The organism is Enterobacter sp. Li2LvB3 (genome assembly GCF_056156645.1).
Map to the genome: position 1 here is coordinate 59,278 of NZ_JBSICG010000001.1, position 23,845 is coordinate 83,122.

At 49.1% G+C, this 23,845-nt stretch carries 18 protein-coding genes; all 18 read left to right on the forward strand.

What is annotated here, in order from left to right:
* Positions 1 to 37 precede the first annotated feature (37 nt).
* The 18 genes from wcaJ (at position 38) to gndA (ending at position 23,608) form a co-directional block, all read left to right on the forward strand.
* On the forward strand, positions 38 to 1,432 hold the full coding sequence (gene wcaJ / locus ACS603_RS00255; RefSeq protein WP_315686133.1) for an undecaprenyl-phosphate glucose phosphotransferase: 1,395 nt from the start codon (positions 38 to 40) through the stop codon (positions 1,430 to 1,432).
* A gap of 9 nt (positions 1,433 to 1,441) precedes the next feature.
* Positions 1,442 to 2,920 (forward strand): colanic acid undecaprenyl disphosphate flippase WzxC, encoded by a 1,479-nt coding sequence (gene wzxC / locus ACS603_RS00260; protein WP_474943558.1) that lies wholly within the window; start codon positions 1,442 to 1,444, stop codon positions 2,918 to 2,920.
* Positions 2,921 to 2,934: 14 nt separating this feature from the next.
* Positions 2,935 to 4,215: a colanic acid biosynthesis pyruvyl transferase WcaK gene (gene wcaK, locus ACS603_RS00265; protein ID WP_474943559.1), complete on the forward strand. Its 1,281-nt coding sequence runs from the start codon at positions 2,935 to 2,937 to the stop codon at positions 4,213 to 4,215.
* Positions 4,212 to 5,432, forward strand: coding sequence for a colanic acid biosynthesis glycosyltransferase WcaL (gene wcaL / locus ACS603_RS00270; protein ID WP_182061676.1), 1,221 nt, complete (start codon positions 4,212 to 4,214; stop codon positions 5,430 to 5,432). Before wcaK ends, wcaL begins: the two co-directional genes overlap by 4 nt.
* Before the next feature lie 12 nt (positions 5,433 to 5,444).
* A complete protein-coding gene (gene wcaM / locus ACS603_RS00275) occupies positions 5,445 to 6,836 on the forward strand; it encodes a colanic acid biosynthesis protein WcaM (RefSeq protein WP_182061675.1) in 1,392 nt (463 codons plus the stop codon).
* Positions 6,837 to 7,012: 176 nt separating this feature from the next.
* Entirely contained in the window at positions 7,013 to 7,912 is a 900-nt protein-coding gene (galF, locus tag ACS603_RS00280; RefSeq protein WP_446493523.1) for a GalU regulator GalF, read from the forward strand.
* 266 nt (positions 7,913 to 8,178) lie between these two features.
* Positions 8,179 to 9,576 carry a mannose-1-phosphate guanylyltransferase/mannose-6-phosphate isomerase gene (locus tag ACS603_RS00285; RefSeq protein ID WP_474943560.1) on the forward strand — a complete coding sequence of 466 codons (1,398 nt, stop codon included), beginning with the start codon at positions 8,179 to 8,181 and terminating at the stop codon, positions 9,574 to 9,576.
* Entirely contained in the window at positions 9,576 to 10,961 is a 1,386-nt protein-coding gene (gene cpsG / locus ACS603_RS00290; protein ID WP_474943561.1) for a phosphomannomutase CpsG, read from the forward strand. The genes ACS603_RS00285 and cpsG overlap by 1 nt, the downstream gene beginning before the upstream one ends.
* 187 nt (positions 10,962 to 11,148) lie before the next feature.
* Positions 11,149 to 12,312 carry an O-antigen ligase family protein gene (locus ACS603_RS00295; RefSeq protein WP_474943562.1) on the forward strand — a complete coding sequence of 388 codons (1,164 nt, stop codon included), beginning with the start codon at positions 11,149 to 11,151 and terminating at the stop codon, positions 12,310 to 12,312.
* Positions 12,309 to 13,445, forward strand: a complete 1,137-nt coding sequence (locus ACS603_RS00300; RefSeq protein WP_474943563.1) for a glycosyltransferase — start codon at positions 12,309 to 12,311, stop codon at positions 13,443 to 13,445. Before ACS603_RS00295 ends, ACS603_RS00300 begins: the two co-directional genes overlap by 4 nt.
* Positions 13,438 to 14,604, forward strand: a complete 1,167-nt coding sequence (locus ACS603_RS00305; RefSeq protein ID WP_474943564.1) for a glycosyltransferase family 4 protein — start codon at positions 13,438 to 13,440, stop codon at positions 14,602 to 14,604. The genes ACS603_RS00300 and ACS603_RS00305 overlap by 8 nt, the downstream gene beginning before the upstream one ends.
* Positions 14,601 to 16,094 carry a lipid II flippase MurJ gene (locus ACS603_RS00310; protein WP_446493517.1) on the forward strand — a complete coding sequence of 498 codons (1,494 nt, stop codon included), beginning with the start codon at positions 14,601 to 14,603 and terminating at the stop codon, positions 16,092 to 16,094. Before ACS603_RS00305 ends, ACS603_RS00310 begins: the two co-directional genes overlap by 4 nt.
* Before the next feature lie 12 nt (positions 16,095 to 16,106).
* Entirely contained in the window at positions 16,107 to 17,306 is a 1,200-nt protein-coding gene (locus ACS603_RS00315) for a glycosyltransferase (RefSeq protein WP_474943565.1), read from the forward strand.
* Positions 17,284 to 18,465: a glycosyltransferase family 4 protein gene (locus tag ACS603_RS00320; protein WP_474943566.1), complete on the forward strand. Its 1,182-nt coding sequence runs from the start codon at positions 17,284 to 17,286 to the stop codon at positions 18,463 to 18,465. Before ACS603_RS00315 ends, ACS603_RS00320 begins: the two co-directional genes overlap by 23 nt.
* Positions 18,466 to 18,509: 44 nt before the next feature.
* Positions 18,510 to 19,946, forward strand: a complete 1,437-nt coding sequence (gene wbaP / locus ACS603_RS00325) for an undecaprenyl-phosphate galactose phosphotransferase WbaP (RefSeq protein WP_474943567.1) — start codon at positions 18,510 to 18,512, stop codon at positions 19,944 to 19,946.
* 157 nt (positions 19,947 to 20,103) lie between these two features.
* Positions 20,104 to 21,168: a dTDP-glucose 4,6-dehydratase gene (gene rfbB / locus ACS603_RS00330; RefSeq protein ID WP_446493513.1), complete on the forward strand. Its 1,065-nt coding sequence runs from the start codon at positions 20,104 to 20,106 to the stop codon at positions 21,166 to 21,168.
* Positions 21,169 to 21,183: 15 nt separating this feature from the next.
* Positions 21,184 to 22,050, forward strand: a complete 867-nt coding sequence (rfbA, locus tag ACS603_RS00335) for a glucose-1-phosphate thymidylyltransferase RfbA (protein WP_259830243.1) — start codon at positions 21,184 to 21,186, stop codon at positions 22,048 to 22,050.
* A 151-nt stretch (positions 22,051 to 22,201) separates the two neighbouring features.
* Positions 22,202 to 23,608, forward strand: a complete 1,407-nt coding sequence (gndA, locus tag ACS603_RS00340; RefSeq protein WP_182061663.1) for an NADP-dependent phosphogluconate dehydrogenase — start codon at positions 22,202 to 22,204, stop codon at positions 23,606 to 23,608.
* The last annotated feature ends 237 nt before the right edge of the window (positions 23,609 to 23,845 follow it).

Consider the following 23,845-nt stretch of genomic DNA (forward strand, 5'->3'; position numbering starts at 1 on the left):
CTCCCAACGGGAGGGGGATCCGATAACAGGAACAACGATGACGAATCTAAGAAAGCGCGAGCGAGCCAGAACGAATGCATCGTTAATCTCTATGGTGCAGCGATTTTCTGACATCACCATCATGGTCGGTGGGTTGTGGGTGGTGTGCCGGATAAGCGGACAGCCATTCTTCTACATGCATTTGCTGATGGCGTTGATTGCACTGGTGGTGTTTCAGATGATCGGCGGGGTAACCGATTTCTACCGCTCATGGCGTGGCGTAAAAATCACCACCGAGCTGCTGCTGTTGATTCAGAACTGGACGTTAAGCCTGATTTTCAGCGCAGGTCTGGTGGCATTTAGCCATGATTTTGACACCCGTCTGGTGACGTATCTTTGCTGGTACGTGTTAACCAGCCTGGGCATGGTGGTCTGCCGTTCCCAGATTCGCTACTTTGCGGGCTGGCTACGTAACCGGGGTTACAACACGCGCTATGTGGCGGTTGCGGGCGATTTGCCGGTAGGACAGGTGCTGCTGGACAGTTTTCGTAAAGAGCCGTGGCTGGGGCTGGAAGGGGTGGGGATCTACCACGATGCCAAACCGGGCGGCGTGCCTGCCGACTGGGCGGGCAACTTCGAGCAGCTGATTGACGATGCGAAGGCGGGCAAAATACACAACGTTTACATCGCCATGCAGATGAGCGATGAGTCGTACATTAAGCATCTGGTGCGTGAGCTGGCGGATACCACCTGTTCGGTGATCCTCATTCCTGACGTCTTTACCTTTAATATCCTGCATTCGCGTATCGATGAAGTGAATGGCGTGCCCGTTGTGCCGCTGTACGATACGCCGCTTTCAGGCATTAACCGCGTGCTCAAGCGCGTGGAAGATATCCTGCTCTCCTCGCTGATTTTACTGCTGATCTCCCCGGTGCTGTGCTGCATTGCACTGGCGGTGAAGCTCAGCTCTCCTGGCCCGATTATCTTCCGCCAGACTCGCTACGGCATGGACGGCAAGCCCATCATGGTGTGGAAGTTCCGCTCCATGAAGGTGATGGAAAACGACAAAGTGGTAACTCAGGCGACACAAAACGATCCGCGCGTGACCCGGGTGGGTAATTTCCTGCGCCGTACCTCGCTGGATGAGCTGCCGCAGTTTATCAACGTCTTTACCGGTGGTATGTCCATCGTCGGCCCACGCCCACATGCGGTAGCGCACAACGAACAGTATCGCTCGCTGATTGAGGGTTACATGCTGCGCCATAAAGTGAAGCCGGGGATCACCGGCTGGGCGCAGATTAACGGCTGGCGCGGTGAGACTGACACCCTGGAAAAAATGGAAAAACGTATTGAGTTTGACCTGGAGTACATCCGTGAGTGGAGTCTCTGGTTCGATATCAAAATCGTCTTTCTGACCATCTTTAAAGGCTTTGTGAACAAAGCGGCGTATTAAGGAACGGTCATGAGTTTACGTGAAAAAACCATCAGCGGCGCAAAATGGTCGGCAATGGCGACCATTGTCATCATTGGCCTGGGGCTGGTGCAGATGACGGTGCTGGCGCGCATTATCGATAATCACCAGTTTGGTCTGCTGACCGTGTCGCTGGTCATTATTGCGCTTGCTGACACGCTGTCTGATTTTGGTATCGCCAACTCGATTATCCAGCGTAAAGAGATTAGCCAGCTTGAGCTGACCACGCTCTACTGGCTGAACGTTGGACTGGGGATCTTCGTCTTTGTGCTGGTGTTCCTGCTGAGTGATGTGATTGCCAGCGTGCTGCATAACCCGGACCTGGCCCCGCTGATGCGCACCCTCTCTTTTGCTTTCGTGGTGATCCCGCACGGTCAGCAGTATCGCGCGCTGATGCAAAAAGAGCTGGAGTTCAACAAGATTGGCATGATTGAAACCAGCGCGGTGCTGGCGGGCTTTACCTTTACCGTGGTGAGCGCGCATTTCTGGCCGCTGGCGTTAACCGCGATCCTGGGTTACCTGGTGAACTCTGCCGTCCGGACGCTGCTGTTTGGCTACTTTGGCCGCAAGATTTACCGCCCGGGGCTGCATTTCTCACTGGCATCTGTGTCGTCGAACCTGCGCTTTGGCGCGTGGCTGACGGCCGACAGCATTATCAACTACGTTAACACCAACCTGTCCACGCTGGTGCTGGCGCGCATTCTGGGGGCCAGCGTCGCGGGCGGTTATAACCTGGCCTATAACGTTGCAGTTGTTCCGCCGATGAAGCTGAACCCCATCATCACCCGCGTGCTGTTTCCGGCGTTCGCCAAAATTCAGGACGACACGGAGAAGCTGCGCGTCAACTTCTACAAGCTGCTTTCGGTGGTGGGGATTATTAACTTCCCCGTGCTGCTGGGGCTGATGGTGGTTTCCAGTAATGTGGTACCGCTGGTCTTCGGTGAGAAGTGGGTAAGCATCATTCCGGTTCTGCAACTGCTGTGCGTGGTGGGGTTGCTGCGCTCTGTTGGCAATCCGATCGGCTCGCTGTTAATGGCGAAAGCGCGTGTCGATATCAGTTTTAAATTCAATGTCTTCAAAACGTTCCTGTTTGTTCCGGCGATTATTGTCGGCGGGCAACTGGCTGGCGCGATTGGGGTCACCCTGGGTTTCCTGCTGGTGCAAATCATCAATACCGTTTTGAGCTACTTCGTGATGATTAAACCGGTGCTGGGCTCCAGCTACCGACAGTACATCCTGAGCCTGTGGCTGCCGCTGTATCTGTCTTTACCGACGTTGGCGGTGAGTTATGGCCTGGGCGTGGTGCTGAACGGCCATCTGCCTTTAGCGGTGCTGCTGGCAGTGCAAATTGCGGCGGGTGCGCTGGCATTCGGCGTGATGATTGTGCTGTCGCGTAATGCGCTGGTGGTGGAGATGAAGCGCCAGTTTTGCCGTAACGAAAAAATGAAAATGCTGCTACGCGCAGGCTAATTTTAGAGGCCATTATGAAATTACTTATCCTTGGCAACCATACCTGCGGCAACCGTGGCGACAGCGCCATTCTGCGCGGTTTATTGGATGCAATTAACACTCTTGAGCCTGAGACAGAAGTGGACGTGATGAGCCGCTACCCGGTGAGCTCTTCCTGGTTACTGAACAGGCCAGTAATGGGCGACCCGCTGTACAGTCAGATGAAACAGCACAACAACGCAGCCGGCGTGATGGGGCGCGTAAAGAAAGTGTTGCGCCGTCGCTATCAGCACCAGGTCTTGCTGTCGCGCGTGACCGATACCGGAAAACTGCGCAACATTGCCATCGCTCAGGGGTTTACCGACTTTGTCCGTCTGCTGTCGGGCTATGACGCCATCATTCAGGTGGGGGGATCGTTCTTTGTCGATCTCTACGGCGTGCCGCAGTTTGAGCACGCGCTCTGTACCTTTATGGCCAAAAAACCGCTGTTTATGATTGGACACAGCGTGGGGCCTTTCCAGGATCCGCAGTTTAACCAGCTGGCTAACTATGTGTTTGGTCATTGCGATGCATTGATCCTGCGCGAATCGGTCAGTCTTGACCTGATGAAACGTAGCGAAATCGACACCTCTAAAGTTGAGCTCGGGGTGGATACCGCCTGGCTGGTGGAAAATCAGAACGAACATTTCCAGGCAAGCTATGCGGTACAGCACTGGCTGGACGTAGCGGCAAAACAGAAAACCGTGGCGATTACCCTGCGCGAGCTTGCTCCTTTTGATAAACGTCTGGGGACGACGCAGGCGGCCTACGAGAAAGCCTTCGCCGGGGTGGTCAACCGCCTGCTGGACGACGGTTATCAGGTGCTGGCGCTCTCTACTTGTACCGGTATCGACAGCTATAACAAAGATGACCGTATGGTGGCGCTCAATCTGCGCAACCTGGTTAACGATCCGTCCCGTTATCACGTGGTGATGGACGAACTGAACGATCTTGAGATGGGCAAGTTGCTTTCTGCCTGCGACCTGACCGTGGGGACGCGCCTGCATTCGGCGATTATCTCCATGAACTTTGGCACTCCGGCGATTGCCATCAACTATGAACACAAATCGGCCGGCATTATGCAGCAGCTGGGAATGCCCGAGATGGCGGTGGATATCCGTCATCTGCTGGATGGCTCTCTCGCAGCGATGGTGGCGGATACGCTGGGGCAACTTCCGGCCATCAATGAACGCCTGGCGGTGGCGGTGAAGCTGGAGCGCGAAAAAGGTATCGGGATGGTGAAATCCGTTCTCGACCGCGTCGGGGAGGGGAAATGAAGGTTGGTTTCTTCTTACTGAAATTTCCGTTGTCGTCAGAAACCTTTGTCCTGAACCAGATAACCGCGTTTATCGATATGGGGTATGACGTTGAGATTATCGCCCTGCAAAAGGGCGATACGCAAAATACCCATGCGGCGTGGACGCAGTACGGGCTGGAAGCCAAAACCCGCTGGTTACAGGATGAGCCGCGTGGGCGGTTGAGCAAACTGCGCTATCGTGCCTGTCAGACGTTGCGCGGTATTCATCGCCCCGCCACGTGGCGGGCGCTGAACATTTCACGCTACGGTGCTGAGTCGCGCAATCTGATCCTCTCGGCAATTTGCGGGCAAACGCCCCGGCCGTATCAGGCGGATGTGTTTATAGCCCACTTTGGCCCGGCAGGTGTTACCGCAGCGAAATTGCGCGAGTTAGGCGTTATTGACGGTAAAATCGCGACCATTTTCCACGGAATTGATATTTCAAGCCATGAGGTGCTGAACCACTACACCCCGGAGTACCAGCAACTTTTCCGCCGGGGCGACATGATGCTGCCGATCAGCGAGTTGTGGGCCGGACGCCTGAAAAACATGGGATGCCCGGGAGAGAAGATCACCGTTTCGCGCATGGGCGTGGATATGGAACGCTTCACCCAGCGCCCGGTCAAGGTACCGGGTAAACCGCTGCAAATCATCTCTGTTGCGCGTCTGACCGAGAAAAAAGGACTGCATGTGGCCATCGAGGCCTGTCGGCAGTTGAAAGAACAAGGGGTGGCGTTTCACTATCGCATTCTGGGTATCGGCCCGTGGGAACGCCGCCTGCGTACGCTTATCGAACAGTATGAGCTTGATGGATATGTCGAGATGCCCGGTTTCAAACCGAGTCATGAAGTCAAAGCGATGCTGGATGAGGCGGATGTCTTCTTGCTGCCTTCCGTAACCGGCACGGATGGCGATATGGAGGGGATCCCGGTTGCGCTGATGGAAGCTATGGCTGTGGGCATCCCGGTGGTATCGACGTTACACAGCGGTATCCCTGAGCTTATCGAACCTGACCACTCAGGCTGGCTGGTTCCTGAAAACGATGCATCTGCACTGGCCGACCGTCTGGCAGCCTTTAGCCATATCGCCCCACAGGAACTGATCCCCGTGCTGCATAACGCGCGGCAGAAAGTAGAGGCTGAGTTCAACCAGCGCGTGATAAACCGCGAACTGGCCTGCCTGTTACACACGCTTTAACGCCGAGGCTGTATGCTGAAAAAAATTACCCGACGCTCATTTATTTCGACTTGCTCTGTGCTGGCCGCTGTCCCGTTGTTCTCTTCTCCGGTGGCAAGGGCTGCCGGCAGCCGTACGGTGAACATCAACCAGTACAACAGTCAGGACTGGATCGCCGCGTTTAAGCAGGCATTTGCCGAAGGCGATACCGTAGTGGTTCCCGCCGGATTAACCTGTGACAACATCAATACCGGCATTTTTATCCCTGCGGGTAAAACACTGCTGATCCGCGGGGCGCTGACGGGCAATGGCCGTGGCCGCTTTGTGTTGCAGGATGGCTGCCAGGTGATCGGCGAAGCGGGGGGGCGCAGCGAGAATATTACCCTGGACGTTCGCGGGTCGAATTGTGTTATCCGCGGGCTGGCGATGAGTGGTTTTGGCCCCGTTACCCAGATTTATATTGGGGGCAAAAAGCCACAAATTATGCGCAACCTTATTATTGATGACATTACTGTGACGCAGGCGAATTACGCTATCCTGCGCCAGGGATTTCATAATCAGGTGGCAGGCGCGCGCATTACCAACAGCCGTTTTAGCCATTTGCAGGGGGATGCTATCGAATGGAACGTGGCCATTAACGACCAGGATATCCTGATCTCTGACCATGTTATCGATAACATCAACTGTACCAACGGCAAGATCAACTGGGGCATCGGCATAGGCCTTGCCGGGAGTACCTATGACAATGATTATCCTGAAAAGCAGGCGGTGAAGAATTTCGTGGTGGCGAATATTACCGGCAGCAATTGCAGGCAATTAGTCCATGTGGAAAACGGTAAACACTTTATTATTCGTAATGTCAAAGCCAAAAATATCACCCCTGATTTCAGTAAAAAAGCGGGAATTGATAATGCCACGGTAGCTATTTACGGCTGCGATAATTTTGTTATTGATAATATTGATATGGTCGATAGCGCTGGTATGTTAATTGGCTATGGGGTAATTAAGGGAGATTATCTTTCGATCCCGCAGAACTTTAAAATCAATGATATTAGCCTGGATAATAGGCAGCTTGATTATAAGTTGCGCGGCATCCAGATTTCATCCGGCAATGCCACCTCTTTTGTCGCCATCACTAACGTCAACATGACGCGCGCCACCCTCGAACTTCACAATAAACCGCAACACCTTTTTTTGCGCAATATCAATGTTATGCAAGAGTCAACTATCGGCCCGGCACTGAAGATGAACTTTGATCTCCGCAAGGATGTACGCGGGAAGTTTATGGCCAAAGAAGAGACGCTGCTGTCTCTGGCAAACATCAAGGCAGTAAATGAGAAGGGGCAAAGCTCGGTAGATATTGACCGGGTTGATCAGCAAATCGTGAATACAGATCGGCTAAATTTTAGGCTGCCACACGGTTAACCCAGCTTTTGCTATTTTGCGATAATTCCTGGTATGAATTCACGCGCTATTCAGAATGCAACTACTGTAATTTGTGATGGTAAAGCGTAATATCACCTGAAGGTTACGGTAAATCATGCTGGCGAAAACAGGTTAAAGAGCTATAATTCGTCAACCATTTTAAGGTGGAAGAAATAATGATTAATTTGAAAGCAGTCATTCCGGTGGCGGGCCTGGGTATGCATATGCTGCCAGCCACGAAGGCAATTCCTAAAGAGATGCTGCCAATCGTTGATAAGCCAATGATTCAGTACATCGTTGACGAAATTGTTGCCGCAGGGATCAAAGAAATCGTTCTGGTGACGCACTCATCCAAGAATGCCGTAGAAAACCACTTCGACACCTCTTACGAACTCGAAGCGCTGCTTGAACAGCGTGTTAAACGCCAGCTGCTGGCCGAAGTTCAGTCTATCTGTCCTCCTGGCGTGACCATCATGAACGTTCGTCAGGCGCAGCCACTGGGTCTTGGGCACTCCATTCTTTGTGCACGCCCTCTTGTGGGTGACAATCCATTTATTGTTGTTCTGCCGGACATCATTCTGGACACCGCAACCGCCGATCCGCTGCGTTACAACCTCGCCGCGATGGTTGCGCGTTTCAATGAAACCGGCCGCAGCCAGGTTCTGGCCAAGCGCATGAAGGGCGATCTGTCTGAATACTCCGTCATCCAGACCAAAGAGTCCCTGGATTCGGAAGGCCAGGTGAGCCGTATCGTTGAGTTTATCGAAAAACCGGATCAGCCACAGACTCTTGATTCCGATCTGATGGCCGTTGGCCGCTATGTTCTGAACGCCGACATCTGGGCTGAACTCGAGAAGACTGCCCCTGGCGCATGGGATCGTGTGCAACTGACTGACGCCATTGCAGAGCTGGCGAAGAAACAGTCCGTTGACGCCATGCTGATGACCGGCGACAGCTACGACTGCGGTAAGAAAATGGGTTACATGCAAGCTTTTGTGAACTACGGAATGCGCAACCTGAAAGAAGGGCAGAAGTTCCGCGAGAGCATTAAGAAGCTGCTAGAAACGCATGACTAAACGACCGTTGTTGATGGCGTAGTAAAACAGGAGACTACCCTGAAATTTCAGTGTGGTCTTTTGTCTTATATAAAGCATACAAACACGATTTCAGATTTTGGCATAAACGCTGCCAAATACCTTATTGTCAATCTCGCCTGCAACCGAACGACACATGTAGCCCGAGATAAATCAATTTCGAATATTGCTTCTGGTAGCGTAAGCCAGGGGCGGTAGCGTGCCTTTTTTACACACAAACCCGTATTGAGCAAAGCAGGAGAAGCAGGATGTTACTTCCAGTGGTGATCGCAGGAGGAACAGGGAGTCGACTTTGGCCGATGTCTCGAGAGTTGCAGCCCAAGCAATTCCTTTCATTCCATCAGGGGGGGTCAATGCTGCAAAACACGATCTCGCGTCTGAATGGGCTGGACGTGGCAGATCCGATTGTCATCTGTAACGAAGATCATCGTTTTCTGGTGGCGGAACAGTTAAGGCAAATGCACAAACTGGCCGGCAACATCATCCTTGAACCTGTTGGTCGTAATACCGCCCCGGCTATCACTCTGGCGGCCTTACATGCGCTGGAAACAGGGGAAGATCCTGTGATGTTAATTCTGGCCGCCGACCATTTGATCGCCGATACCGCTGCATTCCATTCGGTTATTACCGACGCAATTCCTTTCGCCGAAGACGGAAAACTGGTTACGTTTGGCATCGTGCCAACACAGCCTGAAACCGGCTATGGCTATATTCAGCGTGGCGAAGTGCAGCACGCGGGGAATTCAACGGCGTGGAAAATTAAGCGATTTGTTGAAAAGCCCGACCAGGCAACCGCAGTTTCTTACCTCGAAAGCAAAGAGTACCTGTGGAATAGCGGCATGTTCATGTTCCGCGCTTCTGCTTATCTGAACGAAGTGGCGAAGTTTTGTCCGTCGATCCTCGATGCGTGCAAAAATGCCATGCAGCAGCCTGTCAACGATCTCGACTTTATTAAACTCGATAAAGAGATTTTCAACTGCTGCCCTTCCGATTCAATCGATTATGCCGTGATGGAACATACTGAATTAGGCATTGTGACGGCAATGGATGCTGGCTGGAATGACGTGGGTTCGTGGTCCGCTCTGTGGGAAACCTCTGCCCATGATGCGCAGGGTAACGCGCTGATTGGCGATGTATTTACCTATGAAACGCGTGATTGTTATATTCGCAGCGAAGGTAAATTGACGGCGGCGTTAGGGGTTGATGACCTGATTATCGTGAATACCAAAGACGCGCTTCTGGTATCCCATAAAGATAATGTCCAGGATGTTAAAGTTGTTGTTGAACATCTTAAAGCAAATTCGCGAAGCGAATGTCGCGAACATACCACGCGCTATATGCCGTGGGGCCACGTAGAAACCCTGGTCCGTGATGCACGATATAAAGTGAATCGCGTGACTATTATTCCTGGCGGCGAGCTTTCTCTTCAGTTGCATCATCATCGTATTGAGCACTGGGTTGTCCTGACCGGGACGGCATTGATTGGTGTTGAAGGTAACGAAATTTATCTCACTGAAAATGAGTCAACGACTATTCCGGTTGGGAAAAAACATAAGCTATCGAATCCTGGAAAAATAAATCTGGAGATTCTGGAAATACAGTTTGGTAGTTATTTGGGCGAAGATGACGTACTAAGGATTTCGTAATGGAAGATAAAAATAATAACAAGTTAACCTGTTTTAAAGCCTATGATATCCGTGGGAAATTAGGTGAAGAACTTAATGAAGATATCGCCTGGCGTATTGGCCGCGCTTATGCGCAGTGTCTGGGACCAAAGCAGGTTGTCGTAGGCGGCGATGTGCGTCTGACCAGTGAGTCATTAAAGATGGCGCTGGCAGAAGGGCTGATGGATGGCGGTTGCGATGTGCTTGATATCGGGCTTTCCGGAACAGAAGAGATTTATTTTGCCACCTTCCATCTGAACGTTGATGGCGGTATTGAAGTGACGGCGAGTCACAACCCCATCAACTATAACGGGATGAAACTGGTTCGCAGCGGTGCCCGTCCAATCAGTGGTGACACCGGTTTAAAAGACATTCAGCGCCTGGCGGAAGCCAACGACTTTACCTCCCATGAAAGCAAAGGGAGCTACAGGAAGGTCACTATTCTGAATGAGTATGTTGATCATCTGCTGGGCTATGTGAACCTTGAGAATTTCCGTATCAAGCCAATGACGCTGGTCATTAACTCCGGTAATGGTGCTGCGGGCCACGTCATTGACGAAATTGAACGACGCTTCAAAACGGCAGGTTTGCCGGTGGAATTCCATAAAGTTCATAACGACCCGGATGGTACGTTCCCGCACGGCATTCCTAACCCTCTGTTACCTGAAGCGCGCCAGGATACGGCAAATGCTGTTTTAGCCACTCAGGCGGATATGGGCATCGCGTTTGATGGTGATTTTGACCGCTGTTTCCTCTTTGATGAAAAAGCAAACTTCATCGAGGGTTACTATATTGTGGGGCTGTTGGCGGAAGCGTTCCTGAATAAGGAGCCTGGCGCGAAAATCATCCACGACCCGCGACTGACATGGAACACCGTTGATATTGTTGAGACGGCGGGCGGTATCCCAGTGATGTCTAAAACCGGACATGCATTTATCAAAGAGCGTATGCGCACAGAGAATGCGGTCTACGGTGGGGAAATGAGTGCTCACCATTACTTCCGGGAGTTTGCCTACTGCGACAGTGGAATGATCCCGTGGCTTCTGGTCGCTGAACTTGTTTTAACATCCGGTCGCTCACTTGGCTCGTTGGTGAAATCACGTATTGCACGATTCCCTGTTTCGGGTGAAATCAACCGTAAAGTGGCCAATGCCGCAGCGTTAATCGCAGATATCGAAGCCCGTTATGCATCACAGGCGACCAATATTGATTATACGGATGGTCTGAGCATGTCGTTCCCCGACTGGCGTTTCAACATCCGTACGTCTAATACAGAACCGCTTTTGCGCCTCAATGTTGAAACGGATGCCGACTGGGATTTGATGGAAACAAAACGAGATGAGCTGTTAGGGCTGATAAATAGCTAATTATTACAGTGCTTAATCGCGTGGGAAAATAGTAATGATAGAAGTGTTATTAGCAGCGTTAGGTTTAATTTTCTTTTTTGTTTTCCTCGCGCTTCCCTTACACATCAGACTGTTACTGGTGCTGGTGTGCAGCGTTCCGCAGCTATATCTGGTGCAGCTGGGTGGGGCAGATGTCCCACTTGCGTTTTTGATCCCTGCACTGCTCCTGCCCGAGTTTATTATTAATGCAAACCGGTTCTTAGCTAAACCGACGAACATCGCGCTTATGGGGCTGATTTGTATTAGTACATTGAGTCTTGCGTGGTCGGTTGAAAAATCAATGGGCATTCGCGATATTGCTTACTTAACTGAGTTTATCGTGATCTCCAATGCCATCTATGTACTGGCATTAAAAGACCGGATAGCGCTCTATAAAACAATCAATGTGATGATATTTTTTATTTGCTTACAGGCAATTACCGTCATCATATTCAGGTTGAATGAGTCGCTTGAGTTGGCGATAGTCCTTTCTCCGGTAAGCAAATTTACCATGGGGATGAACACACTCCAGGGCCTGCTGGATGGTGTCAGGAATAACTTCTACGATCCGGTTAAGTCTGGCGGTGTATTGTTTGTGAACGCCAACGCAGCGGCATGTTATACGGGTATTTCATCCTTTATGGCATGGGGTATTTATAAAGCGTTGAAGTCCAAAATAACGCTGCTCATGGCGATTCTGCTCTGGGTGACGGTCTTCTTTACCGGGTCAAAAGCTGGCGTGCTCTTTGCCGTACTGATCCCAGCCTTCATTTTCTACCTGAAATTACAACGATCGACAAAGGTGGTTGTTGGCTCGGTTGGAGCCTCTTTCGCCATTATTTTAATTGCCATTAGCATCGTTTTCAGCGTTGTGGAGCAGAGCGGCTTTTTGCAGGAGTCAACCGACACCGCGGAAACGCGCTATCAAATCTGGAACTACGCGTTTAATGCATTTTTAAACAGCCCGCTGATGGGGCAAGGCTTTGGCGGCTGGGAAGTGGATTACAGCAAACACAGTGACTATTTCCTCCCACCCCATAACACCTTGATCTATCTCTGGTCGAAGTCCGGTGTCATTGCCTCCATCATGGGATTAGCGTTTATTCTGGGCAGCATCGGTATTGCATTACGCGCGATCAAAAATGCCAGTGAAGAACAGAAAAATATCGGCTTCTCGTTATTAATGGTGCTCTCCTGGCAGTTTGCCCACGGTTTTGGCGAAAACTTTGGCCTGATTGGTGAACAGCATCAGATGGTGGTATTGGCGGTCATGCTGGGGTTATGTATGGCAGGGAACGTACCGATAACTCGAAAAAATAAGGGACAAGAATGAAAACGGTCGGTATTTTCAGGAACCAGCTATTTAAAGGTTCAGAGGTTTTCATCCAGCAGCAGGCTGAGGCTATTCAGCATTTTGAAAAGTGTTATATCGGTCGGCGCATCATTGGTAAAAAACCTGAAGGCGCAATTGCCTGTGTATTAAATGAACGCGGGGATCTGCAAGGTAAAATGGCTGAGATGCTTAATGCGATCACCACTTCAGCCCTGCCTTATAAATCCGTCCTGAAAGAGCAGCCTTTAGATCTCATTCATGCACATTTTGCGATAGACGGGCTTTACGCGTTGAAGTTGGCACAACAGAAAAGCATCCCACTGGTGACAACCCTGCACGGGTTTGATGTGACTGTCAGCAACAAAGATCTTCTGGCATCGCGTTCGCCTGCATGGATTAACTACCTCATTCATCAACAAAAAGTTAAAAGCCAGGGCGATAAATTTATTTGTGTATCCGATTTCATCGCCCAGCAAGCCCTGCGCCACGGCTTCCCTGAAAATAAGATAGTCCAGCACTATATCGGTATTGATGTCGATAAATACCAGCCTCGTGAAAGAGAAGACGATCAGGGCATCATCCTGCATGTGGCGAGACTGGTTGAGAAAAAAGGGACGGCCGTTTTAATTAACGCCATTAAGCATGTTAAAGCGCAATATGCGGAAGCGAAACTGGTCATCATCGGTGAGGGACCGTTAATGTCAGGCCTGAAGGCGCAGGTTATGTCATTAGGGCTCGAGCAAAACGTGACCTTCACTGGTGCATTACCACACACAGATGTCATGGCATGGATGCGTAGAGCCAGTATGCTTGTTTTACCCAGTATCACGGCCAAAACAGGGGATGCAGAAGGTCTGGGAATGGTACTGCTGGAAGCGGCAGTAACGGGCGTTCCGGTGATTGGTACCCGTCATGGTGGTATCCCGGAAGCCATCATCGATGAGCAGACCGGCTTTTTGGTCACAGAGCGTGATGATAGGCAGCTGGCCGACAGAATTTCCTTCCTGCTGAATGATGAACAAAAACGCGCTGAAATGGGCAGAAATGCACGCAACTTTATCAGCAAAAAATTCAATTTATCGACGCAAACCTTAAAGTTAGAAAAAATTTATCAGGAACTGATTCATGGCTGAAGAAGTTATTATTTTTGCGCGCTCCCTTCCATTCCACCATCTTGGTGGAATGGAAGTCGTGGCATGGGATCTTGCTGTGCAGTTACAGGTAAAAGGGTTCGATGTTAAGGTTGTCACGACAGATTTTGATGCAGACGTTCCCGCTTCAGAACATCTTCCTGAAATCATTAAGATTAAAAATATTCCCAGGGCTGCGTATTCGAAAGGATGGTGGTCTGAAACCGAGAAGTTAGTTGAGCGCTGGAGCAATAAAGAAAATGTCCGCGCGGTAATAAGCATCAGTGCCGGCGCATTTAGTACGCTGAAGCATAAAAAGCTGTTCCCTGACGCGACGTTTATCATGCAGGCGCACGGGACCTCGGTCGGTGAATTCGTTTCCAAACTGAAAACCCGGCAGATTAAAAAAATCCTGTCCAGTGTAAAAAATGTTCTCGGTTTTTACTCAGATGCTAAGCATTATTCCCACTTCGACTGGATTGTGGCGGTGGGTGAAGCTGTCCGGGCTGATTTAACGAATTTCCCGACTCGTCTTGTCTGTGGCAAGAGCAAGGTGGTGAAGATCGAGAATGGCATTGATGAACAGCTATTCTCCGATGAGACATTGCAAAAACGCGCCTTGCGGGAGCAACTGGGCATCGCGCCTGATGCGCTGGTATTTTTGTCTGCTTCTCGTTTGCATGAGCAAAAAGGGGTAGATAAGAACATTGAACTGTTTGCTCTGGTCAACAAACTCAAGCCTGATTCAAAACTGCTGATATGCGGCAATGGTCCCTATGAACCGCAATTGCGTAAGAAAGTTAACGAGCTTTCGTTGACTCAACAAGTTGTGTTTATGGGCGCGAAGACCAGAAATGAATTAGCGACTCTCATGCAATGTGCCGATCTCTTTTTATTCCTGACGAAAAGAGTGGAAGGGTTACCCTTAAACGTGCTTGAAGCCATGAGTGCAGGATTGCCATTAATTATATCTGAACATCTTACATTTACCTCAGGTGAAAAGATTTTCAAATGCAATCCAAATGAAATTCCTACAGGACAAGTGCTTGCTTATATTGATACGGTTAGCAACATGGAAAGAGAATCATATATTCCCGTTAAAAACACACTGAGTTACGCTGTGGGTGAATATATTTCATTATTTCAAAGAATCTCTAAATGAAAAAAGCCATTAGCCAGTTGCTTGGCGGAAATATGCTCTCAAAAGTTCTTGGGTTGGTGCGAGAAGTTTTGATGGCGAAGTTTTTTGGTACAGGTGATATCAACGGGGCTTACCGAATTGCCCAGACTGGCACCTTAGTACCCATCAACTTCATGACAAGCGATAGCCTGAATTCAGCATTTATTCCGTTATATAAAAGGTATCTCACAGAAAACGAGTTTCGTGCGTCAACGTTCAAGTTGTGCATGTTTATGTTCTTTGCTGTGATCTCGCTGCTGTTATTTTTTATTCTGTTCTTCTTGTCTGATTATTGGGTCGGCATTATGGCGCCGGGTATTAATGGTAATGCCCGTGAAATGACCAATGAGTTGTTCAAAATAATGGCGATTTGCTGCCCATTCTATCTCTGTTCTGGGTTGATAAACTACATATCAATGGCGCATGGGGACTATAAACCCATGTCTATGCGTGCCTCTATTCAGAACGTGGGAATGCTGTTAGGGGTCGTTGCCGCCTATTACTATAATAATTATTTATTGCTGGCATGGGGATTCACAGGCAGTTACATCGTCTTTAGCTTTTGGGCGGTGATGAGAGCTAAAAAAGGCAATATTCTCAACCTGCCGGAACGGTTTGAAATGTCGGAAGTTAAGTCGGTGATGAATAGCTTCTGGATAACATTACGTCCATTGCTGTTGCTGCCCTTAATTCTTCAGGGAAACATCACGCTAGAAAGGGCGCTGGCGTCGTTACTCAGTATCGATGTGGTATCTGGTCTGGATTATGCCCGCTTTATTACCGACACCGTCACCTTCATCCTGTCGGTACCTATTGCTTTTGCTGGTTTGCCTGTCTGGTCCTCGCAATCGCCTGAAGTTGTCCGTGAGAAAGTAACGACGATATATAACTGGCTGGCACTGCTTTCGATGAATATGTCCTTCTTCATCTTTGTGTATGCCAGGGACATTGTTGTTCTGCTCTTTATGCGCGGTCAGTTTAATGAACACTCAGTAACCGTAACAACTGACATTATCCAGGGGATGTGTATCGGGCTCTGGGCACAGGTTATCGGCTACATTTTTATTAAAGCACTCAGCGCCCATCTTAATAATAAGCAGGTCCTGATAGTGATGATCGTGGCACTGTTGAGTAACGCGCTGGTAAACCTGGCCACATACAAGATTTGGGGCGCGTTTGGTCTGGGGATCGGTAACTCGATTTATGGGCTGGTCATGTTCGTATGCAGTGCCTGGTATCTTAAAATTGCGAAAGACCTGATACCTGCGGCATTGAAGATTGTGCCAGGGTTGATGATATACACATTACTGATACTGGTTTTAGATCATGTCATTGTTGAACCTGGTAATGTGATGGTCAGATTGCTGGTGAATGGCACATTATTCGTGATGTTTAGTCTGTTATGGGCAATGTTGTTCCCTATGTATCGAGAGGGTATTAAAGGGATTTTCATCAAAAAGGGACTGAGATAACATATTAATCTTATGAAAAACACTACAGACATTAAAGACATCGTCGTCTTATCGACAGCAGACTGGGACAACCCTTTCTGGACGAACAAACAGCATGTTGCCGTGGAGCTGGCAAACCGCGGGCATCGCGTGCTGTATATTGAATCTCTGGGTTTACGCCGTCCAAGCGTGAACAAGAAAGATCTCTCGCGTATTTTCCGTCGGGTATTAAAAGCGATTAAAGCCCCTCGTCAGGTGCGTGACAACATCTGGGTCTGGTCGCCAATATCGATCCCGTTCAATAATTATGCGTTTGTCCGTAAGCTCAACAAGCTGATCCTCAGCAGTGCGCTCAAGTTCTGGTGCTGGCGATTGAAGTTCAAAGATGAAACGCTTTGGACCTATAACCCCCTGACTACCCGTTTTCTTGAACCCAGTGATTTCGGTTACGTTGTCTATCATTGCGTTGATGAAATTAAAGCGCAGCCGGGAATGCCGGTAGATATCCTCCAGGATGCAGAAGAAGAGTTGGTTCGTCGCGCAGATATCACCTTTGTGACCTCCCTGACGCTGCTCAAATCAAGACAGAAATGGAGCGATGAGGTTTATTACTTTTCGAATGTGGCTGACTACAACCACTTTTCTACCGCGCTTGACGAGAATTTGCCTGTACCCGCAGACCTTAGCCAGTTCCCGGAGCCAAGAATTGGTTTCATCGGTGCAATCAGTGGCTATAAGGTTAATTTCTCGCTTCTGGAAGAAATAGCACAGGCGCATCCTGAATGGTCTATCGTGATGATCGGCGACGTCGGGGAGGGGGACCCTAACACCGATGCGACGCAGTTAACCCGTCATAAGAATATTCATCTGATTGGCCCAAGATCGTACCAGCAGCTGCCGGGGTATCTGAAAGGCTTCACGGCGACGTTGTTGCCGAACAATTTGAATGAATACACCGCCTCGATGTTCCCAATGAAGTTCTTTGAATATCTGGCTGCGGGGAAGGCGGTTGTGAGTGTGGACTTAGCGTCATTATGTGACTTTAAAGACTATGTTCGTATCGCGCATACGCCAGCAGATTTTATTTCAGCACTGGAAGATATTACGTCAGGTAACAGGATTTCTGTTGAGAAATGCCAGGAACTTGCCCAGCAGTATACTTACCAGTCACGTACTGAAAAAATGTTTAAGTTAATTGATGAGAAGCGTAATGAAAGTAGCAATCGTTCATGAGTGGTTCAGTTCCTATGCTGGTTCTGAAAAAGTAGTTGAGCAAATTCTGCGTTGCTATCCAGAAGCCGATGTATTTGCCGTATGTGATTTTTTAAAACCAAAAGACAGACATTTTCTGAATAATAAAAAAGTCGCGACGACCTTCATCCAGCGTTTACCTTTTGCCGCTAAAAAATTCCAGTCCTACCTGCCATTGATGCCACTGGCAATCGAACAACTTGATATGTCCGCTTATGATGTGGTGATTTCAAGTAGCCATGCGGTGTCTAAAGGGGTGATCACGGGTCCGGACCAGATCCATGTTTCTTATGTTCACTCACCCATCCGCTATGCGTGGGATTTCCAGCACCAGTACCTGCGTGAATCAGGCTTAAACAAAGGCCTTAAGGGCTGGCTTGCTAAGTATCTGCTCCACAAAATCCGTATCTGGGACTACCGTACCGCCGCGGGCGTAAATCACTTCATCGGTAACTCGCAGTTTATTGCTCGCCGTATCAATAAAGTCTATGGCAGACAAGCTGACGTCATTTATCCGCCAGTGAATACGGATAAGTTTGAATTTAGCGACAGCAAAGAAGACTTTTATCTGGCCGCATGTCGTATGGTTCCTTATAAGCGTGTCGATCTTATCGTCAGCGCGTTTGCCAAAATGCCGGATAAAAAACTCATCGTTATCGGTGATGGTTCAGAAATGGACAAGATTAAGCAACTGGCAACCAGCAATATCACCTTACTGGGTTACCAGGATGACGCGGCTTTGGTGGACTACATGAAGCGGGCAAAAGCGTATGTCTTTGCTGCGGAAGAAGACTTTGGTATCTCTCCTGTAGAGGCGCAGGCAAGCGGCACCCCGGTTATCACTTATGGCAAAGGTGGATGTCTTGAAACCGTTAAGCCACTTGGTAGCGAAAAGCCAACGGGCCTGTTCTTCTTCGAACAAACGGCGGAGTCCATTTGCGACGCTGTGAATACTTTTGAGAAATACGCGGATGAAATTAAGCCGGAAGATTGTCGCGAACATGCGTTGAGCTTCTCTGAGCAACGTTTCCGAGATGAGATTAGCAGTTATGTTGATAACGCCTGGGCTCAATACTCTGAGTCGTTGATTAATACTCAGGCTGCCAGAGTGCAGAACGACTATACTCACCCCGAGAAATAATGACCATGGGCATAAATCGAGTGATTTATGCCAGGGAATGAATAATGAAAAGTAGCGTATTTAAAGATCAAAAGAGAGAGTTTATCTGTCGGATCGCGTTAATGGCGTCCGATTTTTTCTGGCTTAATATTTCTTTAGGTCTGTCTTTTTTAACTATCATGTTTTTTATTGGCGATTTAAATACTTTTATGCCAATTCGTCAGATTGATGTCCGACTGCTGTCGCATTTTATTCTGACTGCATTATGTGTCTTTTGGTTTGGTGTTCGTTTGCGTCATTATGCGCAGAAAAAACCCTTTTGGTCTGAGTTAAAAGAAACACTGCGTACCATTGTCATTTTTTCAGTATTTGACCTGGCGCTGGTTGCGTTCTCCAAGTGGCACTTCTCGCGCTATATCTGGGCCTATTGCTGGATATATGCCATCATTATGGTGCCGGTATCCCGTGAAATAACCAAAGTCCTGTTGAATAAACTGGGCTACTGGAAAAAACGTACCGTAATACTAGGGGCAGGGCGTAATGCCCGTGAAGCCTATTATGCCTTGCAAAGCCATGAAGTCTCTGGTTTCAAAATTGATGCGTTTTGCGATTTTGATGCAACGGCAGATGTAATGGAAGAGTGTCCAGTCATTAAAGATGAAGCCACTCTTCTTACGCAGTACAATGCGTTTTCGACCCAGTTCGTTGTCGCTTGCGATTTTGATGAAAAAGATAAATTTGAAAGTTGGTTACGCTTCTTAGCCAAACATAAATGCCGTAACGTTATTATCATTCCTTCGCTGCGAGGATTCCCACTTTACGGTACCAGTATGTCCTTCATCTTTAGCCATGAAGTATTGCTGTTGCAGGTTCATAATAACCTCTCGAAAGCGACCTCGCGTTTTATCAAACGAACCTTCGATATTGTCTGTACGTTAGGTATTCTTCTTGTCTCATCACCACTGTTTGTCTACCTCTGGTACAAGGTCTCTCGTGATGGCGGCCCGGCTATCTACGCGCACAGCAGAATAGGGCGTCGTGGTGAAAAATTTGATTGCTACAAGTTCCGCTCAATGGATATCAACTCTAAAGAGATCCTCGAAAAGCTGCTTGAAAGCGACGCTGAAGCCCGGGCCGAGTGGGAAAAAGATTTCAAACTTAAGAATGACCCGCGCATTACGGCTATCGGCCGCTTTATTCGTAAAACGAGCCTCGATGAGTTACCGCAGCTATTTAACGTGCTTAAAGGCGAGATGAGCCTGGTTGGCCCGCGTCCGGTTATTCATGAAGAGCTGGAACGTTATGCTGATGATGTTGATTACTACCTGATGGTGAAGCCGGGAATGACTGGGTTATGGCAGGTGAGTGGGCGTAACGATGTTGATTACACCACCCGCGTGTACTTCGACTCCTGGTACGTTAAAAACTGGTCGTTGTGGAATGATATCGTCATCTTATTCAAAACCGTAAATGTGGTTCTGTTCAGAAAAGGTGCTTATTAATTTTCAGCGTAATCCACCGTTGAGAACGGCTGATGTTGGTATCAGCCTGTCATCGTGCACCTTTTGAAGGGAGACGTTATGGCATGGCAGGAAACCCCGGGTTTCTTGCGTTTGCTCCTGAGTCTCCTTTTATTAACTGACTGAAAGTGAATGAAATATGAAAATACTCGTAACAGGTGGCGCAGGATTTATTGGGTCCGCCGTTGTTCGTCATATTATTAACAATACTCAGGATACGGTTTGTGTCGTAGATTGCTTAACCTACGCTGGCAACCTTGAATCCCTGGCATCCGTAGAAAATAATCCTCGTTATTCATTTTCGCGTACGGACATCACAGATGCTAAAGGTATTGGCACACTTTTCAGCGAGTTCCAGCCTGATATCGTCATGCATTTGGCCGCAGAAAGTCATGTCGATCGCTCTATTGATGGCCCGGCTGCTTTTATCCAGACCAACGTGATTGGCACCTTTACGCTGCTTGAAGCGGCGCGTAGCCATTACGCGTCACTGGACGGTAAACAGAAAGACACTTTCCGTTTCCACCATATTTCCACCGATGAAGTATTTGGCGATCTGCACGATGCTGAAGGCCTGTTCACTGAGCAAACGGCTTATGCGCCGAGCAGTCCTTATTCCGCATCAAAAGCAGGAAGCGACCATTTAGTACGTGCATGGAATCGTACTTATGGCTTGCCGGTGGTGATCACCAACTGTTCCAATAACTATGGCCCGTATCATTTCCCTGAAAAACTGATCCCCCTGATCATCCTCAATGCGCTGGCGGGTAAACCTCTGCCGGTTTATGGCAATGGTGAACAGGTCCGTGACTGGTTATATGTCGAGGATCATGCCCGCGCACTTTACAAAGTTGCGACGGAAGGCAAAGAGGGGGAGACATACTGTATTGGTGGTCACAACGAGCGCAAAAACATCGACGTGGTGAAAACCATTTGCGCAATTCTCGATAAGATTATTGATAAAAAGCCCGCGAACATCCTCAGTTTCGCAGAGCTGATAACCTTTGTAGCCGACCGTCCTGGACATGATCTTCGCTACGCCATTGATGCCAGCAAAATTAAGCACGATCTCGGATGGGTGCCGCTGGAAACGTTCGAAAGTGGCATAGAGAAAACGATCAACTGGTATCTGACCCACGAAGGATGGTGGAAGCGGGTGCTCGATGGCTCTTATGCCGGCGAGCGTCTTGGACTGAGCAAATAATCGAGGTATAGCGCGATGAAAGGAATTGTATTAGCGGGTGGGTCAGGGACCCGTCTGTATCCAATCACACAAGGTGTGTCGAAACAGTTGCTACCGATTTACGACAAACCGATGATTTTCTATCCCGTGTCAGTCCTGATGCTGGCCGGGATCCGCGATATTTTAATCATCACCACGCCAGAAGATATGCCCGCTTTTCAGCGTTTAATGAAAGACGGCTCCCAGTTCGGCGTGAATTTCACCTATGCAGTGCAACCTTCGCCAGACGGCCTTGCTCAGGCGTTTATCATCGGTGAGAAGTTTGTTGGCAACGACACGTGTGCTCTGGTGCTGGGGGACAACATCTTCTTTGGCCACGGTTTCAGTAAGAAACTGGAAGATGCAGCCAGCAAAACCAAAGGGGCCACGGTATTTGGGTATCAGGTTCAGGATCCTGAACGTTTTGGCGTGGTGGAGTTTGATGAGCATTACAAAGCCATCTCCATTGAAGAAAAACCGCTGAAACCAAAATCGAACTGGGCTGTGACGGGTCTCTATTTCTACGATAATAACGTGTTAGATATGGCGAAAGAGGTGAAACCTTCTGCCCGGGGTGAGCTGGAAATCACGACCCTGAATCAGATGTATCTCGAACGCGGAGAGCTGGAAGTTGGGCTTCTCGGTCGTGGCTTCGCATGGCTCGACACCGGGAATCACGATAGCCTTATTGAAGCCTCCCAGTACATTCACACCATCGAAAAGCGCCAGGGAATGAAGGTGGCTTGTCTTGAAGAAATTGCATTTCGCAAGAAATGGCTGACGGCAGATGACATCGCTGTTCAGGCTGAAAAACTCAAGAAGACGTCATATGGTCAATATCTGGCAATGTTGATTAAAGAGTAACACCTACCTGCTCACTTATTTGCCCCATTTTCTTCTGTTGATAGCGTTAGCGCACCAAAGGCTATCCATAAGTAACAGGCTTGAGTTAACATCATAGACACATTCAAACTGCATCGCACCGCAGTGATTATCCCCAAGACAGGAGTATGTAATGTCCAAGCAACAGATCGGCGTTGTCGGTATGGCAGTGATGGGGCGCAACCTGGCGCTCAACATCGAAAGCCGTGGTTATACCGTGTCCGTTTTCAACCGCTCCCGTGAAAAAACCGAAGAAGTGATTGCCGAAAACCCAGGCAAGAAACTGGTTCCGTTCTACACGGTTCAGGAGTTTGTTGAATCGCTGGAAACGCCTCGTCGTATCCTGTTAATGGTTAAAGCGGGCGCTGGCACAGACGCAGCCATCGATTCCCTGAAGCCATATCTGGAAAAGGGCGACATCATTATTGATGGCGGTAACACCTTCTTCCAGGACACCATTCGTCGTAATCGTGAACTGTCTGCTGAAGGCTTTAACTTCATCGGTACCGGTGTTTCCGGTGGTGAAGAAGGCGCGCTGAAAGGCCCATCTATCATGCCTGGCGGTCAGAAAGAAGCTTACGAACTGGTTGCCCCAATCCTGACCAAAATCGCAGCTATCGCTGAAGATGGTGAGCCATGCGTGACCTATATCGGTCCGGACGGTGCGGGTCACTATGTGAAGATGGTGCACAACGGTATCGAATACGGCGATATGCAGCTGATTGCAGAAGCATATTCCCTGCTGAAAGGCGGCCTGAACCTGTCTAACGAAGAACTTGCTCAGACCTTCACCGACTGGAACAAAGGTGAGCTGAACAGCTACCTGATCGACATCACCAAAGATATCTTCACCAAGAAAGATGAAGAAGGTAAATACCTGGTTGATGTGATTCTGGATGAAGCAGCGAACAAAGGCACCGGTAAATGGACCAGCCAGAGCTCTCTGGATCTGGGCGAACCACTGTCTTTGATCACCGAATCTGTATTTGCACGCTACATCTCTTCTCTGAAAGAGCAGCGCGTCGCGGCTTCTAAAGTACTGTCTGGCCCGCAGGCGAAACCAGCAGGCGAGAAAGCGGAGTTTGTCGAGAAAGTTCGTCGTGCACTGTACCTGGGTAAAATCGTCTCCTACGCGCAAGGTTTCTCTCAGCTGCGCGCAGCTTCTGACGAGAACAACTGGGATCTGAACTACGGCGAAATTGCGAAGATCTTCCGTGCTGGTTGCATCATTCGTGCGCAATTCCTGCAAAAAATCACCGATGCCTACGCTGAAAATGCCGGTATCGCAAACCTGCTGCTGGCACCGTACTTCAAGAAAATTGCTGACGAATACCAGCAGGCACTGCGTGACGTAGTGGCTTATGCAGTTCAAAACGGTATCCCGGTTCCAACCTTCTCTGCCGCTGTGGCGTACTACGACAGCTACCGTGCTGCCGTTCTGCCTGCCAACCTGATTCAGGCACAGCGTGACTACTTCGGTGCGCATACTTACAAACGTACTGATAAAGAAGGTGTGTTCCACACCGAATGGCTGGATTAATCTGATTTAAACCAGTCTGATAGCCAGGCCCGGTGAAATCCACCGGGCTTTTTTTATCGCTCCGCCCCCTTGTTGACTTGCTTCGTGCAACAAGGCTCTCTCAACGCAGAATAAACCTCTGTATTATCTCACTCCTGTAGCAAGGCATTCGCCTTGACAGCTGATAAACATAAGAGGTAAAAACCTCAACAGTTGTTTATTGCGGTGGTGCGAACGCGCTTCCTGACACTCATACTT

Excerpts from the sequence above, each read along its gene's own strand:
- cpsG (WP_474943561.1), top strand. The coding sequence starts at position 9,576 with ATGGAAGATAAAAATAATAACAAGTTAACCTGTTTTAAAGCCTATGAT.
- galF (WP_446493523.1), top strand. The coding sequence starts at position 7,013 with ATGATTAATTTGAAAGCAGTCATTCCGGTGGCGGGCCTGGGTATGCAT.
- ACS603_RS00320 (WP_474943566.1), top strand. The coding sequence starts at position 17,284 with ATGAAAGTAGCAATCGTTCATGAGTGGTTCAGTTCCTATGCTGGTTCT.
- ACS603_RS00310 (WP_446493517.1), top strand. The coding sequence starts at position 14,601 with ATGAAAAAAGCCATTAGCCAGTTGCTTGGCGGAAATATGCTCTCAAAA.
- ACS603_RS00305 (WP_474943564.1), top strand. The coding sequence starts at position 13,438 with ATGGCTGAAGAAGTTATTATTTTTGCGCGCTCCCTTCCATTCCACCAT.
- rfbA (WP_259830243.1), top strand. The coding sequence starts at position 21,184 with ATGAAAGGAATTGTATTAGCGGGTGGGTCAGGGACCCGTCTGTATCCA.
- rfbB (WP_446493513.1), top strand. The coding sequence starts at position 20,104 with ATGAAAATACTCGTAACAGGTGGCGCAGGATTTATTGGGTCCGCCGTT.
- wcaJ (WP_315686133.1), top strand. The coding sequence starts at position 38 with ATGACGAATCTAAGAAAGCGCGAGCGAGCCAGAACGAATGCATCGTTA.
- gndA (WP_182061663.1), top strand. The coding sequence starts at position 22,202 with ATGTCCAAGCAACAGATCGGCGTTGTCGGTATGGCAGTGATGGGGCGC.
- wcaM (WP_182061675.1), top strand. The coding sequence starts at position 5,445 with ATGCTGAAAAAAATTACCCGACGCTCATTTATTTCGACTTGCTCTGTG.
- ACS603_RS00285 (WP_474943560.1), top strand. The coding sequence starts at position 8,179 with ATGTTACTTCCAGTGGTGATCGCAGGAGGAACAGGGAGTCGACTTTGG.
- wcaL (WP_182061676.1), top strand. The coding sequence starts at position 4,212 with ATGAAGGTTGGTTTCTTCTTACTGAAATTTCCGTTGTCGTCAGAAACC.
- wcaK (WP_474943559.1), top strand. The coding sequence starts at position 2,935 with ATGAAATTACTTATCCTTGGCAACCATACCTGCGGCAACCGTGGCGAC.
- ACS603_RS00300 (WP_474943563.1), top strand. The coding sequence starts at position 12,309 with ATGAAAACGGTCGGTATTTTCAGGAACCAGCTATTTAAAGGTTCAGAG.
- wbaP (WP_474943567.1), top strand. The coding sequence starts at position 18,510 with ATGAAAAGTAGCGTATTTAAAGATCAAAAGAGAGAGTTTATCTGTCGG.
- wzxC (WP_474943558.1), top strand. The coding sequence starts at position 1,442 with ATGAGTTTACGTGAAAAAACCATCAGCGGCGCAAAATGGTCGGCAATG.
- ACS603_RS00315 (WP_474943565.1), top strand. The coding sequence starts at position 16,107 with ATGAAAAACACTACAGACATTAAAGACATCGTCGTCTTATCGACAGCA.